Origin of the sequence: Nocardia xishanensis NBRC 101358 (assembly GCF_001613365.1) — a bacterium.
GTDB lineage: Bacteria > Actinomycetota > Actinomycetes > Mycobacteriales > Mycobacteriaceae > Nocardia > Nocardia xishanensis.
In genome coordinates, this window is sequence record NZ_BDCF01000058.1 from 1 (window position 1) to 13,503 (window position 13,503).

19 protein-coding genes are annotated in these 13,503 nt (G+C 68.0%); 6 read left to right on the plus strand and 13 right to left on the minus strand.

Annotation, left to right across the window (positions count from 1 at the left end):
- Positions 1-167: 167 nt before the first annotated feature.
- Positions 168-461, plus strand: a complete 294-nt coding sequence (locus tag NX1_RS30260) for a hypothetical protein (protein WP_068066922.1) — start codon at positions 168-170, stop codon at positions 459-461.
- Complete coding sequence (locus tag NX1_RS30265) at positions 458-652, plus strand: hypothetical protein (RefSeq protein ID WP_068066927.1); 195 nt, start codon at positions 458-460, stop codon at positions 650-652. The genes NX1_RS30260 and NX1_RS30265 overlap by 4 nt, the downstream gene beginning before the upstream one ends.
- A gap of 211 nt (positions 653-863) precedes the next feature.
- On the opposite strand, the gene NX1_RS37235 is transcribed toward NX1_RS30265, so the two are convergent.
- Entirely contained in the window at positions 864-1,127 is a 264-nt protein-coding gene (locus tag NX1_RS37235) for a hypothetical protein (protein ID WP_174555544.1), read from the minus strand.
- On the opposite strand from NX1_RS37235, the gene NX1_RS38760 reads away from it, so the two are divergent.
- Together NX1_RS38760 and NX1_RS30275 are read left to right on the plus strand one after the other, a co-directional pair.
- Positions 1,059-1,412 (plus strand): phosphate signaling complex PhoU family protein, encoded by a 354-nt coding sequence (locus NX1_RS38760; protein ID WP_373864932.1) that lies wholly within the window; start codon positions 1,059-1,061, stop codon positions 1,410-1,412. The genes NX1_RS37235 and NX1_RS38760 overlap by 69 nt on opposite strands.
- 269 nt (positions 1,413-1,681) lie before the next feature.
- Complete coding sequence (locus NX1_RS30275) at positions 1,682-1,978, plus strand: HIT family protein (protein WP_218024204.1); 297 nt, start codon at positions 1,682-1,684, stop codon at positions 1,976-1,978.
- Positions 1,979-2,120: 142 nt separating this feature from the next.
- Here the strand turns inward: NX1_RS30275 and NX1_RS30280 are convergent, their stop codons facing one another.
- The 4 genes from NX1_RS30280 to NX1_RS30295 all read right to left on the minus strand — a co-directional run bounded on the left by NX1_RS30280 (position 2,121) and on the right by NX1_RS30295 (position 4,440).
- Complete coding sequence (locus NX1_RS30280) at positions 2,121-2,300, minus strand: thiamine pyrophosphate-dependent enzyme (RefSeq protein ID WP_068066929.1); 180 nt, start codon at positions 2,298-2,300, stop codon at positions 2,121-2,123.
- 17 nt (positions 2,301-2,317) lie between these two features.
- Entirely contained in the window at positions 2,318-2,581 is a 264-nt protein-coding gene (locus NX1_RS38225) for an oxidoreductase dimerization domain-containing protein (RefSeq protein ID WP_084501862.1), read from the minus strand.
- Positions 2,582-2,798: 217 nt separating this feature from the next.
- Entirely contained in the window at positions 2,799-4,001 is a 1,203-nt protein-coding gene (locus NX1_RS30290) for a lipid-transfer protein (RefSeq protein ID WP_068066940.1), read from the minus strand.
- The gene (locus NX1_RS30295) at positions 3,994-4,440 is read right to left on the minus strand and encodes a Zn-ribbon domain-containing OB-fold protein (protein WP_245668733.1); all 447 of its coding nucleotides are present in this window, start codon (positions 4,438-4,440) and stop codon (positions 3,994-3,996) included. The genes NX1_RS30290 and NX1_RS30295 overlap by 8 nt, the downstream gene beginning before the upstream one ends.
- Before the next feature lie 130 nt (positions 4,441-4,570).
- Between NX1_RS30295 and NX1_RS30300 the strand changes: the two genes are divergently transcribed.
- Positions 4,571-5,362, plus strand: a complete 792-nt coding sequence (locus tag NX1_RS30300) for a GTP-binding protein (RefSeq protein ID WP_068066945.1) — start codon at positions 4,571-4,573, stop codon at positions 5,360-5,362.
- Positions 5,328-5,792, plus strand: coding sequence for an NUDIX domain-containing protein (locus tag NX1_RS38495; protein ID WP_281217446.1), 465 nt, complete (start codon positions 5,328-5,330; stop codon positions 5,790-5,792). The genes NX1_RS30300 and NX1_RS38495 overlap by 35 nt, the downstream gene beginning before the upstream one ends.
- 168 nt (positions 5,793-5,960) lie before the next feature.
- On the opposite strand, the gene NX1_RS30310 is transcribed toward NX1_RS38495, so the two are convergent.
- Genes NX1_RS30310 through NX1_RS30345 form a run of 8 tightly spaced genes read right to left on the minus strand, consistent with a single transcriptional unit; the run spans position 5,961 to position 13,502 of the window.
- On the minus strand, positions 5,961-6,506 hold the full coding sequence (locus tag NX1_RS30310; RefSeq protein WP_068066950.1) for a GNAT family N-acetyltransferase: 546 nt from the start codon (positions 6,504-6,506) through the stop codon (positions 5,961-5,963).
- Positions 6,503-7,480: an ABC transporter substrate-binding protein gene (locus NX1_RS30315; protein ID WP_068066956.1), complete on the minus strand. Its 978-nt coding sequence runs from the start codon at positions 7,478-7,480 to the stop codon at positions 6,503-6,505. The genes NX1_RS30310 and NX1_RS30315 overlap by 4 nt, the downstream gene beginning before the upstream one ends.
- Before the next feature lie 33 nt (positions 7,481-7,513).
- A complete protein-coding gene (locus NX1_RS30320; protein ID WP_068066957.1) occupies positions 7,514-8,599 on the minus strand; it encodes a FecCD family ABC transporter permease in 1,086 nt (361 codons plus the stop codon).
- Positions 8,596-9,405, minus strand: coding sequence for an ABC transporter ATP-binding protein (locus tag NX1_RS30325; RefSeq protein ID WP_068066961.1), 810 nt, complete (start codon positions 9,403-9,405; stop codon positions 8,596-8,598). Before NX1_RS30325 ends, NX1_RS30320 begins: the two co-directional genes overlap by 4 nt.
- Positions 9,402-10,331, minus strand: coding sequence for a GHMP family kinase ATP-binding protein (locus NX1_RS30330; RefSeq protein WP_068066963.1), 930 nt, complete (start codon positions 10,329-10,331; stop codon positions 9,402-9,404). Before NX1_RS30330 ends, NX1_RS30325 begins: the two co-directional genes overlap by 4 nt.
- Positions 10,328-11,164, minus strand: a complete 837-nt coding sequence (locus NX1_RS30335; protein WP_068066965.1) for a class I SAM-dependent methyltransferase — start codon at positions 11,162-11,164, stop codon at positions 10,328-10,330. The genes NX1_RS30330 and NX1_RS30335 overlap by 4 nt, the downstream gene beginning before the upstream one ends.
- Complete coding sequence (locus tag NX1_RS30340; RefSeq protein WP_068066968.1) at positions 11,161-12,471, minus strand: MFS transporter; 1,311 nt, start codon at positions 12,469-12,471, stop codon at positions 11,161-11,163. The genes NX1_RS30335 and NX1_RS30340 overlap by 4 nt, the downstream gene beginning before the upstream one ends.
- Positions 12,468-13,502 (minus strand): mandelate racemase/muconate lactonizing enzyme family protein, encoded by a 1,035-nt coding sequence (locus tag NX1_RS30345; RefSeq protein ID WP_068066970.1) that lies wholly within the window; start codon positions 13,500-13,502, stop codon positions 12,468-12,470. The genes NX1_RS30340 and NX1_RS30345 overlap by 4 nt, the downstream gene beginning before the upstream one ends.
- Position 13,503: the final 1 nt, after the last annotated feature.

A 13,503-nucleotide genomic window follows, 5' to 3' on the forward strand; every position in this document is an offset into this window, starting at 1 on the left:
TGTCTCGGCGATTGAGTGTGTCCGCTGAACGCGCGCTCGTGCCGATGACAGCTAGTCATGAACTTCAGCGGTGCGAGATGGAGGTTGCCAGCCGGAGCGGACAATACGCGCTCATCACAGCCCTCGTCGCGGCCATCGTCTCGAGCTAAGTCTCGGCCGGTTCCGCAGTGTATGTCAGCATCAACCAGTCGAACCGGAGCGATCGGCTGGCGGTGGTCCAAGCACTTCGAACCGATCGTCAGAAGATCTACACCGACTACTCAACGGCGTTGTTCGAGCTGGCAGCTCAGCTCGGGAACATCGCCAGTCAGCTGAGCGCGCACTACAGCAGGGGCGCGGTTCACGACGCGATCGTCACCTTCGGCCAGACAACAGTGAAGTTCCTTGCTCAGCAGAACCTCGTCATGATGGTCGGAAGCGATGACGTGCGAGGTGTCGCAGGGGGTTCATCGAGCCCTTGAGCCGCTTCACCAGCGAGCGCCTGTCGCCGTTCACCACGCTGTGGCCCCGCTATCCCGCCACAGGAGCGCCGGACGAGGCAGGATGGGAACGAGCCGAGGACAAGCTGCTGACCGCGGTCCATGCGCTCCTCAAAGAACTGGACGATCTCAATGTCAGGTTCGTGGATGCCGGACAGAAGGACCTTCGGTAGCGGTACTCGGCAACCGTGCGCTATTGCCGCTGTGCGCGGTCCGCCATTGCGTGCCGCGGATGTCAAGCAGGATCGTGACGCTAGAGTTCGCCGATACGACATCCAGTCGCCCTCGGCCGCCGTCGAAATTCGCCGATCGGCGACGCCATAGATCACCGATATAGCCACCCAAGTCATCCGACTAGGTGGCCACCGATATCGGGCCCGTCATCTATTGACCGGAATAAGACCTGACACAACAGCCTGCATCCGGCGCATGCGGTGCTCGCTGAGAGAGGCGCAGGTTGAAGGGATGCGGACTCGCTTCCACGAAAACCTCGACCAGCTTGCCGCCCAACTGCGGGTCGTGTGTCTGCGCGACCGCGCCGCCGTGGCGACCGCCACGAACGCGTTGCTGCGCGCGGACGTGGAATTGGCCGAGCAGGCCATCGACATCTGCCGAGAACTCGACACCATGCGCGATGACTGCGAACACGCTGCCGTGACACTGCTGGCGTTGCAGGCCCCGGTCGCCTGCGAACTGCGGCGGGTAGTCACCGCATCCAGCTCTCCGGCGACCTCGCTCGAATGGGCGCGTTGTCCGAACACATCGCCAACATCGGGCGCCGCCGCCACCCCGCGGATGCGGTCCCGGAATCGGTCCAGCCGATCGTTGCCCGCATGGGTGCGGCCGCGATCGCCATGGCCACCACCGCCGCCGGGGTGCTGGACTCTGGTGATCCCGACGTCGCCGCCCAGCTCGACGGCGACGACGACATGATGGACCGTCTATATCACGAGGTTCGCCGACCACGCCGTGCAGGTCGGCCGACGCACCATCTTCATGCGACCGGCCAATCGCCTGACGAGTGGCCAGCGCCCGGCGACAAATGACCGGCTAATCCAGAGAACAATTTGTGCCCAAAACCGGGCGGCGTGTCGGTGTTGTGATCGAGTCAGGTTGTGCAGGTGCGAGTTGGCGCGCCCGTAGGGTTGCTGCTATGGCGGAACCGGATTGGTATTGCGATGAGGTCATTCCCCGTGTAGCCGATGTCGATGTCGTGGTCGAGACAGATCACGTGCTGGCCTTCCGGCCGCCGATTCAAGGGTTTCGGAACCGAGCATGTGATCGTGGTACCAAAACGTCATGTCCGGTCGTTGCTGGAGCTGGATCCGGCGCTCGGGGCTCATCTGCTGTCGGTCGTCCAGGATGTCGCGCAGCGCGTTGTCGATGAGCACGGCGGCTGTCAGGTTCTGACCACGCTCGGCAGCGAACAACACAACCGGCACCTTCATCTGCATGTCGCCGCTGGTGACGTAGTGGCGCGGTTCGTCTCCCGCAAGTAGCCCCCGCGTCCCGCCGGATGGCGGCACACAACTCGTTGGTGTTCAACAAGTTCTGTCCGGCGTTTCGCCCACATTCCGGGTGGGACCGAGCCGTGGCAGAGTGCCGGGCTGAACCGTCACGGGTTCGGGACCAGCTTCGGTGTCAAACCAGCGCCGGCAGTGCTGGTTTGCCTTCCTGACGGGCGCCTTCGATGAGCTCACCCGCAAGGTCACGCACGGCCAGCACATCGGTTCCGTCCACCCCCTCACCACGCATGCGGTAGGCGGCGGCGCGCTTCCACAGATCCGGTTCGGCCGAGGACTTCTCGACCGTGGTGCCCATACCTGTCTGGTTGTCTATCACCAGGAACACCACCGGCAGCCGCCACAGCGCCGCGATGTGACGAATCCCTCGTCTCGCCGAAGGTCTTGGCCCGGGCCGAGTGCCGCGAACGGGAACTTGGCGGTGATCACCTCATGACCGGCAGCGCGGGCGGCGTCTTCGGTGAGACCGACGCTCGCGATCTCCGGGTGGGTGAATGTCGCGGCCGGGATCACCGAATAGTCGACGTGAGTGCCGTGCCCGGCGATCACCGTGTGGCGCCACACCCGCCGTGGCGACAAGTACGTTGAGTATCCGTTCCTTCATGCGTTCCTGGCGCACGACGATTCCTGCCCCGCAGCGCCACCGAATCGCTGAACTTCGTCCAAAACGCCTGCGGACCACCATGCCCGCCGGGACTATCACGGACGCATCAACCGCAGCAGCCTCGATCGACCTGGACCACGAAACCCGGGCATGGCCCGGGTTTCGGAGAGTGACTCGGAAAGACCCGCGATGTCAGCGTGTGGCGATGATGGCCGAGCCGTGGCCGAAGAGGCCCTGGTTCACCGCGATACCCGCGCGGGCGTTGTCCACCTGGCGGCCGTGGGCTTGGCCGCGCAGCTGCCACGTGAGCTCGCAGATCTGGGCGATGGCCTGTGCGGGAATCGCCTCACCGAAACAGGCCAGGCCGCCGGAGGGGTTCACCGGCACGCGTCCGCCCAATGTTGTTGCGCCGCTGCGCAACAGTTCCTCCGCACCGCCCGTCTCGCAGAGCCCGATGTCCTCGTACCAGTCCAGCTCCAGCGCGGTGGACAGGTCGTAGACCTCCGCGAGCGACAGGTCGGCGGGACCGAGCCCGGCCTCCTCGTATGCGGCGTGCGCGAGTTCGGAACGGAACGGACGGGGCGGTGCCTCGACGGCCACAGCGGAGTCCGTCGCGAAATCCGGGAGGTCGAGAACGGTTTTCGGGAACGTTGGTGTGACCGTCGACAGCGCCCGGATGCGGACCGGGTCGGCGACGCCGTGCCGACGCGCGTACTCCATCGACGTCAGCACCAGTGCTGCCCCGCCGTCGCTGGTCGCGCAGATGTCGAGCAGCCGCAACGGGTCCGAGACGATCGCCGAGGCGGCGACTTCCTCGACCGAAACCTCCTTGCGATAGCGGGCGTACGGGTTGTTCAGGCCGTGCCTGGCGTTCTTGACCTTGACTGCGGCGAAATCGTCGAGCGTGGCACCGTGCAGCGCGATCCGGCGGCGGGCATACAGCGCGAAATAGATGGGATTGGTGGCGCCGAGCAGGTGGAAACGCAACCAGTCCGGGTCATCGCGGCGTTCACCGCCGACCGGCTGGAAGAAGCCCTTGGGGGCGGCATCCGCGCCCACCACCAGCGCCACGTCGCACAACCCCGCCAGGATCTGGGCGCGTGCGTTGGCGATGGCCTGCGCACCGGAGGCGCAGGCGGCATAGCTGCTCGAGATCCGCGCACCCGACCAACCCAGCGCCTGAGCGAAAGTCGCGCCCGAGACGAAACCGGGGTATCCGTTGCGGATGGTGTCCGCGCCGGCGATATAGCCGACGTCGAGGTGGTTCACCCCGGCATCGGCCAGCGCCGCGCGGGCTGCGACCAGCCCGTATTCGACGAAATTGCGTCCCCACTTGCCCCACTGGTGCATGCCGGCACCGAGGACGGCGACGTCGCGATCATTCGTGTCAGTCATTGACCGGCCTCCACATCCACACCGTGTACTCGGCTTCCGCGTCGGCGTACAACATGCCGAGAGTCAATTCGACAGGCATGCCGACAGCCAGGTCGTCCACCGTGAGGCCGCGCACGACCTGCCCGAGAATCACCATCTGCTCGGCCTCGAGCTCCACTGCCGCAACGACATACGGCTCGAACGGATCGGGCGAGACATAGGGCGCCGGAGGTTTGTACCGGGCGTCGGCATACGACCAGATCCGCCCACGTCTGGAAAACAGATGCTCGACGAGCTCGGAGCCATCCCTCGGACCGGAACACTGCGGATTCCGGCAGGCCAGCGTGTTCCGCGGGAAATACGGTGTGGCGCAATCCTTGCAGCGACTTCCCTTCAGACGCACCACGCCGTCGTCCGCAGTGAACCAGTCTGCCACGGCGGGCCGTTGTTCTTTCTGCACAGCCCGACGGTATAGGAACACGTTCTACTTTGGGGCCGAATTCCGCTCCAGCGATCCGCGGGCGGAGGTACGGTCAGTCTGGATCGAGGACGTCCCGACACCTCGAGTCGATCTGGAGTACCACAGCGCGATGGGCACCAAAGCCATTGATCCACAGACAATCCGCAACGTCACCATCATCGGCGACCCCGACGAGACCACCCGAGTGGCCCACCTCATCCGCCGCCGCTCCGGACAGCCCGGCTCCGGCACCCGGACCACGGTCGATTGGACGACGGGCCGCGTCGAGCACGCGATCCGCATCACCGCGCTGACCAGCCATGCGCCCATCGCGGATCTCGAGCGGTCCATCCGCGTAGCCGACGGCGTGATCGCGGTCATGAACGCCACCGCAAACCCCACCCCACACCTCGAGACGATGTTCCGGGTCGCCGACGACTACCAGGTCGCCCGCCTGTGCCTGATCAACGGACTCGACCACCCCGCAGCGGATTTCGACCGCTGCGTCCGCACGATCGCCGACACCCGCGGCGCGGTCCCACTGACGCTGCAGATCCCCCTCGGCGCCCACCCCACGTTCGAAGGCGTCCTCGACCTGCTCCCGCTGTGGGCACTCGAACCGCTGGCCGCCGAACTCTACGGCAGTCAGTGGGAACTCGCCCAGCGGTGGTACGTCAACCTCGTGAAAACGGTCATGGAACAAGCCCCCTCGGATCCGAACGCCTCCCCAGCCCCGCGCGACATCCCGCTCGACCAGTTGAATCACCGCATCCGCTACCTCACCCGCATCGGTGACGTCGTACCCGTCCTATGCTGTGCAACGCCCACCAGCGATGACATCGCCACGCTCCTGGACACCATCGCCCGCTACCTGCCCTCCCCCATGGATGTCTGCCAACCAGAACACGCCCTCGACTATTGAGGCACTCGCGCCGGCCGTCACCGGCTTACCGGCCGGCTCATCCAGGTCGACCACGGCCACGGCGCGGCCGTCCGAGGCCAGGCGGCGGGAGACGGCGGCGGTCGCTACGCCACACAACACCGGCTACGCAGACGGTCAGAGGAATCTACCGAGCGGCAAACTCGAAGACGGGGAAGATGTCGTGGACGCGGTCATCCGCGAAACCCACGAAGAGATCGGGATACAGCTCGACCGCGACGAGGTACGCCTTTGTTTCCTCGACCCGCTACAAGGCGCCCGAAGGACACAGCCGCATCCCTTGCAGCACAGCATCTTCCGCGCGCAGCAACGCCACTCCATCGACGAGCTTTCCGAGGACTGCCGGCGTTGGCCGTCGGTGTCGTTGCTGTACGAGAGCGTCGGCTCCTACCAAACCGTCACCGTGCTGTAGCCACGTTGCCTGATCGAAATCGGCACAAACCGCTCGCTGTCGCTTGGCTCGGGGTGCCTGTCGCTGACGATGTCGGGTCCGAGTGGCACACCATTTGCTGCTGAGACTGCATCGCCAGCGAGCTCGACTCCAGGCCGATTCGCCGTGAAATCGCCAAGTGGCTACTGGCTAGTGGCTTGTTAGGGGGATCTCCAGATGTACGGTTTGGAATCCGAATTGCGGTTGGCGGGCGTCGTGGATGATGTGGCCGAAGGTGAGCCAGAAGTCCAGGGCGCCGGGGGTTCTGGCATCGGTGTGCAGGTACAGCCGGTCGAATTCCGGGGTGGTACTTACGTATTCGACCGCCGTCCTGACCAATCGTGTGGCCAGGCCGCGTCGGTGGTGTTCGGGTCGGACGTAGACCCGGAACAGTTGTGCGGTGTTCGGGTCGGGGAACTGTTCGGCCAGCCACGCGGGGTGGGGTGGGTGGCGGGGCCCCTGGGCGCGGATCGCGGTGGTGGCGACGATGTGACCGTCGTGTTCGGCGATCCAGAGCCGGTTGAGTGGGTGGCGGAGATACACGGTTTCGGGGTCGATCACGTCGTGGTGGTGTTCGGGCAGATAGCCGATGCCGAACACGTCATAGAAGGTGTCGAGCATGACGCTGCGGGCGCCGGGGACATCTTCGGGACCGGCCACGCGGACCTGGTAGCCGGTGGACGCGGGCGCGCTCAACGCTGTGCTCCGAGTTCGCGGTCGAGCACTTCGAGTCCCTCGACGGCGACTGGCCCGGGCCCGGTGTAGCCGAAAGGGACGGCGATGACGCGGTTTTCGCGGATCGCGTGCAGCCCGGCGAGTTCGGGTCGCTCACGCAGGGCTGTGCGGGCGGATTCGGGGGTTTGGGTGCCTTGGGTGAGCAGGATGATCACTTCGGGGTCGCGCTGGATGAGTGTTTCGGTGCTCGCGTCGAAGTTACGTTTGGCGACGTCGTCGAACACGTTGTCCAGGCCGAGGATCCGCATCTGAGTGGCGACGGTGCTGGTGCTGCCGTAGGCGCTCAGTTTGGCGCCGTCGCGGGAGATGATCAGCGCTGCGGCTGGACGGGCTGTCCGGTCGGCGCGGTGGCGGTCGGCCACGGCCGCGACTCGCTGCTTCAAGGTGGTGACCTCGGTGTTCGCGGCGGCGGACGTGCCGAACAACCGGCCGTAGAGTTCGATGTCGGCGAAGATGTCGTCGTAGCTTCCTGCGGCGTCGCGGCAATAGCCGCGGCTGACCAGCAGCGGAATGTCAACTCGCGCCAGGTCGTCGGGGGTGACCGCGGCGCCTTCGAAGCTGACAACCAGGTCGGGGGTGCGGTTGATGATCTCCTCGCGTGCGAGTTCGCCGGTGGGGGCGGTGATTTCGGTGTTCTTCAGGGCGTCGCGGTATTGGCCGGGAAACGGCGCGGTTTCGAAGGTGCGGGTGACGATGCGGTCGGCGGCGCCCGCAGCTGCGATTAGTGGACCCGCGACGGAGCCGACGGTGACCACGCGCTTGGGCGCGGCGGTAAAGGTGACGTCGCGGCCGCAGCTGGAGATCGTCATCGGAAACCCTTCCGCCGCTTTGACGGTGGCGGGTGCAGGGCTGCCGCAGCCGGTGAGCAGCACTGCGGCGAGCAGCGCGACGGGTAACGGCGCGAGCCGGGCGGGTCGGGTGAAACCTATGGACACGATGATCGGTGTTCCTCTCCTAAGGGGTGGATTTCAGGTGGGTGAGTGCCGGAATCGGCGGATCAGTACCAGCAGCAGCGGCGCACCGACGACGGCGGTGACGATCCCCAGCGGCAGTTCGCGGGGCGCGAAGACGACGCGGGCCGCGACGTCGGCGATGACGAGGAACAGTGCGCCCAGCACCGCGGACAGCGGGATCAGCCGACGGTGCGTTCCGCCTCCGCACAGACGTGCGACGTGCGGCACGATCAGGCCGACGAAGCCGATCGCTCCCGCGACCGCGACGACCGCGCCGATGGCGAGCGCGACGACGCCCAGCGCGAGCATCCGGAGCCGGACCGGTGACATGCCCAGCGCGCGGGCGGTGTCGTCGCCCGCGGCGAGCACGTCCAACCGCGCCGCCAGCAGCAGCAACGCAGCGACCGCGGCCGCTGTGACCAGCGCCGTGGTGGCCACCGACGACCAGGCCGCAGATCCGAGCGAACCGAGCAGCCAGAACAACACCGTTCGGGCGCCTTCTTGGTTGTCGGAGGCGAAGATCAGGAAGCTGGTGGCCGCGGAGAACAGGTAGCCGATGGTGACCCCGCCCAGCAGCAGCCGCAGTGAGGTCATCTGCCCGTTGATCCTGGCGATCGCGAACAGCAGGACCGTCGCGGCCAGCGCACCGGCGAACGCACTGGCCGCCAGCGCGCCCGCAGTGGTGGCCGCAGTCACTCCGAACAACAGGGACACCGCCGCACCGGTCGAGGCGCCGGAGGTGACCCCGAGGATATGCGGGTCGGCGAGCACGTTGCGGACCAAGGTCTGCAGCACCGCGCCCGCGACGGCGAGCGCCGCGCCGACCATAGCGCCGAGCAGCACGCGCGGTACGCGCACCAGCCAGACGATGGAATCCTGCGCCGGCGTCCAGTCCGCCACCGCGGGCACCCCGAAGGTGTGGTGGCCGATGATGCGCGCGACGGTGCCGGGCGGCACCCACACCGGGCCCAGCCCGGTGGCCACGATCAGCACCACGGCCAGCGCGGCGGCGAGCCCGCCGAGCCACAGCACGGTTGTCACGCGGTGGCGGGCGTGATCGAGATCGTCGGCGTCCTCGGTGCGGGGCAGAGTCGCGGTCATCGGACGGCCGCCTTTCTGGAGTCGAGTACCTCGGCGGCCGACACTTCTCTGCGGGGGCCGAACAGCAGCTGAGTCGCGCCGAAGGCGGCCGACATGTGGACGGAGACCCCGTAGACGGGTTCGAGGATGTCGGGAGTGAGCACGTCCTCGACCGGTCCGGCGGCGGCTACCAGGCCGTGGTTCAGCAGCACCAGGCGGTCGCAGTAGCGGGCGGCCAGGTTCAGATCGTGCAGCACTACCAGGGTGGTTGTGGTGGTCAGATCACGTATGAGACCGAGCAATTCGTGTTGGTAGCCGATGTCGAGATGGTTGGTCGGTTCGTCGAGCAGCAGGTGGTCGGCCTGCTGCGTCAGCGCTCGGGCGATGAGCACCCGTTGGCGCTCGCCGCCGGAGAGGGCTGTGTAGGGGCGGTCGGCCAGGTGACGCGCGCCGACGCGACCGAGCGCGGCGGCGGCGGTGATGCGGTCGGCCCGGGAGTATCCGTGTAGCGCACCGGCCCACGGGGCGCGGCCGAGCAGCACGGTCTCGGCGACGGTGATCGGCGTCTCGGCGGGCGGCTCCTGGGCGACGACGGCCAGTCGCGCGGCCAGCGCGCGGCCGCGAAGCGCCTGCACCGGAGTGTCGTCGATGGCGACCACACCCGACCGCGGCCGCAGCGCGCGGTAGAGCAGACGTAGCAGCGTGGATTTGCCCGAACCGTTGGGGCCGATCAGGCCGACGGTGGCGCCGGGTTCGGCGATGAGTCCGACTCCGTCGAGCACGATCTGACCGCCATAGGAGAAGCCCACGTCTTCCACCGTGATCATGAGTTCACGGCCTCCGCGGTGTGCCGTGGCGGCGCGGTCCAGTCCGGTGGGGCGGGTCGCCAGGTGTGGTCGATGATGATCGTGCTGGCGAAGTGGGCGCAGACGTGTTGTGCCCCAGCGATCTTCGCTGGAAGGTCCGGATCGCCCTCGTCCAGCAGAATGCCGGTCGTGGTGCCGCTGTGCGCGACGACAACCCCCGCCGCGCCCAGATCTCTGGCCGCGCTGATGGTCGCGTCGAGATGCGGCCGCGGGCGCAGCACGGTGCTGAGTTCCGCGCTGCGGGTGGCTACCGCGCCGATCGCGGTCACGTCGCGGCGCGCGACCGCGACGGTGAGTTCGGCGAGCAACTCGCTGTATTCGAGTTTGGCGGCGCCGCTGAACGCCGGTCGGTGCCGGTTGAAGGCCACGGTGTCGACGCGGCCGCCCTCGTCGCCGGTGACGATGGTCAGCGGCGGCAGCGCGCCGAGCATCGCCAGCAGCCGGACATCCCGGTGGTAGTAGGCGACCGCGCCTGGATACATCACTCCGTCGGAGGGTTCGATGCCCCGCAGTTCGGCCTCGATCTCGGCGGCGCCGATCTCGCGGCCCTCGGCGTCGGCCACGGCGCGGGCGGTGGCGACCAGGTCGGCGGTGGAACTGGCCAGGCCCTTGCCCTCCGGCAGGTCGCCGAGCAGGGTGAGTACGCCGCCACGCAGGACCGTCGAGCGCGCGAGCAGCGCGCGGGCCAAGGTCCCGGACTTGGTCTTGTGCGCGGGCACCACGGTGACCACGTGGCGATGGGGGTCGGGCTCGAACACCGCGACCGCGCCGCGTGCGATGGGCAGGGTCACCAGGAAGTCGCGGTCGTGTTCGGCGGTCACGCCTTGCAGCAGCTCGCCGCAGCTGCCGAACGCGCTGCCGACACCGACCCGCGGTGGGGCGATCACGGCGCCTGCCTGTCGATGCGGCGGGCGATCACGTGCAGCCGGTCGCCGTCGAGCCGCTCGGAGAGCACACCGTCGGCAGGCCAACGCGGCGTGGTCAGCGGGCCGGGCGCATCGAATAGCGCGAGTACCTCGAAGCCCGCACCGGTCAGCAAGTGGCGCAGCTCTTGTGGGAACAGCAATCGCCAGGCGGTGTGCTGAACGACTTGCTCGAGACAGCCCGGCCACGTCCAGACTCGCTGTCTGCGCAGCAATTGCGAGGGCAGGTCCACGGTGAGCGCGGTCCGTGAGGTGTAGGCCACCCCTTCCCAGTCGACCTGCCGGACCAGTTCCTCGTCGAGCAGTTCACGCCGTCCGCGATCGGTGAGCAGGAAGGCGCCGTTGCGCATCTCGAGGATCAGCAGACCACCGGTGCGCAGGCACGTCGCGAAACGCCCGAGCGCCGCGACCAAGTCGGCGGTGTCGTGCAGGTGCAGCAGCGTGCTGCCCAAGCAGGTGAGCACGTCCACCGGCACGCCGACCCGAAGAGCGCGGGCGTCGGCGACACTGAAATCGACTGCTGGATAACGTGTCCGGGCGTAGTCGACCATGCGCGGCGAGATGTCGACTCCCCGCACCCGGTAGCCGAGTTCGGTGAGGCGAGCCGCGTCGCGGCCGGTGCCGGAGCCGACGTCGAGCAGATCTGTGACCGTGGCGGTGCCGAAGCGAGCCACGAGGTCGGCGACGAATTGGGCGTTGCGCTCGCCGTTGTCGGGGAAAGTGCGCTCGTAGAGTGCGGGATTGTCGGTCAACAGGTTCTCGCTGAGCAGGACCGGGCCTGGGTCGTGAGCGGTCATCGAGTGGAATCGCCTTTCGCCGTGCGACTTGCCGTCGCGGTGAGCGGTCGGGGTGACGACGTGGTCACTGGAGGCAGCACGCCGCGTCGGCGCAGTAGCAGCACGGCGACGGCGGAGAGGAATCCGACGCCCGCGCACAGCAGTGCGGGTGGCCAGGTCAGCGGTCCGCCTGCGTGGTCGACGGCCGTGCCGACCAGTGAGGTGGCTGCGACGGTGAACACGCCGGAGGCCAGATAGAACGCGCCGAAGTAGGTGCCGGTCAGGTGCGGTCCGCTGAAGCGGGGAATCGCCTCGTTCACGAAAGGCTGCACCGCCATCACACCGAGCGCGAGCACCACAGCGGCAACCACGACCGGCGCGACGCGCACCGCGACGGCGACCAGGTCATGGCCCTCGGGCGACAGGACCGTCCCCGCGGCGGGCGGGCCGAGGAACGCCGCGCCCAGCACGGCCATGCCCAGCGCCATCGCCGTACCCCGATCGGTTCGGCGGGACAGCGTCCGGGTGATCGGAACCTGCAGCGCTACCACCGCTATCGTCTCCACGGCGAACAGCGCCGCCACCGCGGCCGTGCCCACGGACGGGCCGGCCAGGTCCTGCATCTGCAAGGTGAACAGGAAATAGATCTGGCTGTGCAGGGCGAACATGCCCATGAGCGCCAGTGCGAAAGCCCAGAACCGGCGATCGGCGAACACCCGCGCGAAATCCGCGCGCAGCGCGGTGTTCCGCGGCGGCGTGGGCCGGGCGGGCAGCAGGATCAGCTGGGCGACAGTCAATCCGGCGAAGACACCGGCCGCGACTACCGCGCTCGATTGGAATCCGACACCGACCAGCAGAGTCCCCACGACCGGACCCAATGCGGAGCCGGTGTTGCCGAAGACGTTGAACAGGGCGAACGCCTCGGCCGCCCGGTCGCCGCTGTCGCGCGCGATGTAGGCGCGCACCGCGGGGTTGAACAGCGCGCCCGCGAATCCGGTGAGCACCGACGCGAGCAACACCACCGGTAGCGAACCACCGATGGCGAACAGCGCGAACCCTGCCGCGCGGATGCCCGCGCCGACGACGATCACCCCGCGCGCGCCGAGCCGATCAGAGGCCGACCCGCCGACCAGGAACAGACCCTGCTGGCTGAGATTGCGCACGCCGAGCACCACACCGACCACCGCCGCCGACAGCGCCAGATCGGTGCGCAGGTACTCGGCCAGGAACGGCACCAGCATGAAGAACCCGATATTGCCGATGAGCTGGTTCACCAGCAGTAGCCGCACCGAAAGCGGAAAAGTGCCAAACCCACCGAGCCCGGTCATGCGGCCGCTCGCACGCGCCGCACCCCGAGTCCAGGCCCGTCCGGTCGCCGCAGTGTGCCGTCCGCACCGCCCAAACCCGTCCACGGGTCGTCCGCCAGCAACAAATGTCCGTCCAGATCCACCCAGCGCGCGACCCCGACCAGCTGGGCGGCGGGGGCGATGCCGAGCGAGCTGGAGGCCTGGCAGCCGAGCAGCACCGGAAGGGCGCGGGCCCGCGCCCAGTCGAGCATCGTCAACGCAGCATCGAGTCCACCGCATTCGGCGAGTTTGATGTTGATTCCGCCGATACCGTCGGGCAGCCGATCCAGATCGGCGACAGAGCCCGCGTCCTCGTCGGCGAGCACCGGCATCGGCACCTGCTGGGCCACCGCGGCGAGCTGACCGGGATGTCCTGCGGGCACCGGTTGTTCGACGGCGGCGATTTCCTGGTCGGCGAGCGCGTCGAGCACCGCGACGGCGGTGCGGACGTCCCAGGCCCCGTTCGGGTCGAGCAGCAGTTCCGCGGTCGGCGCCGCCGAACGAATCGCCCGGACGCGGGCGATGTCCTCGGCTGGTTCCGTCGCGCCCGCTTTGATCTTGAGCACAGTGAATCCGGTACCGGCCAGCCGGTGGGCGGTGGATTCTGCATCCGCGGGGCTCATCAAGCCGATCGTGTAAGCGGTGTGCACCGAATCCCACTGCGGCAGACCGAGATAGGCGCACAGTGGCATTCCCGCGCGGCGGGCGAGGATATCGTGCACCGCGGTGTCGAGTGCGGCGACCACAGGCAGCGCGAACTCCGCGCGCAGGCGCGGCAGCAGGCCGCGGACCTGCTCGGGATCGGCGCAGCCCGCTATCCGGTCGGCCAGCCCGTGCAGAGCGGTGTCGATGGCGTCGAGGTCCAGGCCGAGGCGGGGACTGCCGACGACTTCGCCGTGTCCGGCGTGCCCGCCGGCGTCCAGCGTGACCCATACCGCCGAACGCGCCGACATAGTGGCGCGCGAGATTCGCAGGGGGCGGGCCAATTCCAGGGTGGTGGCCGTCCACGTCATT

What these genes read in the sequence shown, in the direction of transcription:
- NX1_RS30275 (WP_218024204.1), top strand. Translation starts at nt 1,682, where the DNA reads ATGTCGATGTCGTGGTCGAGACAGATCACGTGCTGGCCTTCCGGCCGC.
- NX1_RS30280 (WP_068066929.1), bottom strand. Translation starts at nt 2,300, where the DNA reads ATGGGCACCACGGTCGAGAAGTCCTCGGCCGAACCGGATCTGTGGAAG.
- NX1_RS30290 (WP_068066940.1), bottom strand. Translation starts at nt 4,001, where the DNA reads ATGACTGACACGAATGATCGCGACGTCGCCGTCCTCGGTGCCGGCATG.
- NX1_RS30300 (WP_068066945.1), top strand. Translation starts at nt 4,571, where the DNA reads ATGGGCACCAAAGCCATTGATCCACAGACAATCCGCAACGTCACCATC.
- NX1_RS38495 (WP_281217446.1), top strand. Translation starts at nt 5,328, where the DNA reads ATGTCTGCCAACCAGAACACGCCCTCGACTATTGAGGCACTCGCGCCG.
- NX1_RS30320 (WP_068066957.1), bottom strand. Translation starts at nt 8,599, where the DNA reads ATGACCGCGACTCTGCCCCGCACCGAGGACGCCGACGATCTCGATCAC.
- NX1_RS30325 (WP_068066961.1), bottom strand. Translation starts at nt 9,405, where the DNA reads ATGATCACGGTGGAAGACGTGGGCTTCTCCTATGGCGGTCAGATCGTG.
- NX1_RS30335 (WP_068066965.1), bottom strand. Translation starts at nt 11,164, where the DNA reads ATGACCGCTCACGACCCAGGCCCGGTCCTGCTCAGCGAGAACCTGTTG.
- NX1_RS30340 (WP_068066968.1), bottom strand. Translation starts at nt 12,471, where the DNA reads ATGACCGGGCTCGGTGGGTTTGGCACTTTTCCGCTTTCGGTGCGGCTA.
- NX1_RS30345 (WP_068066970.1), bottom strand. Translation starts at nt 13,502, where the DNA reads ATGACGTGGACGGCCACCACCCTGGAATTGGCCCGCCCCCTGCGAATC.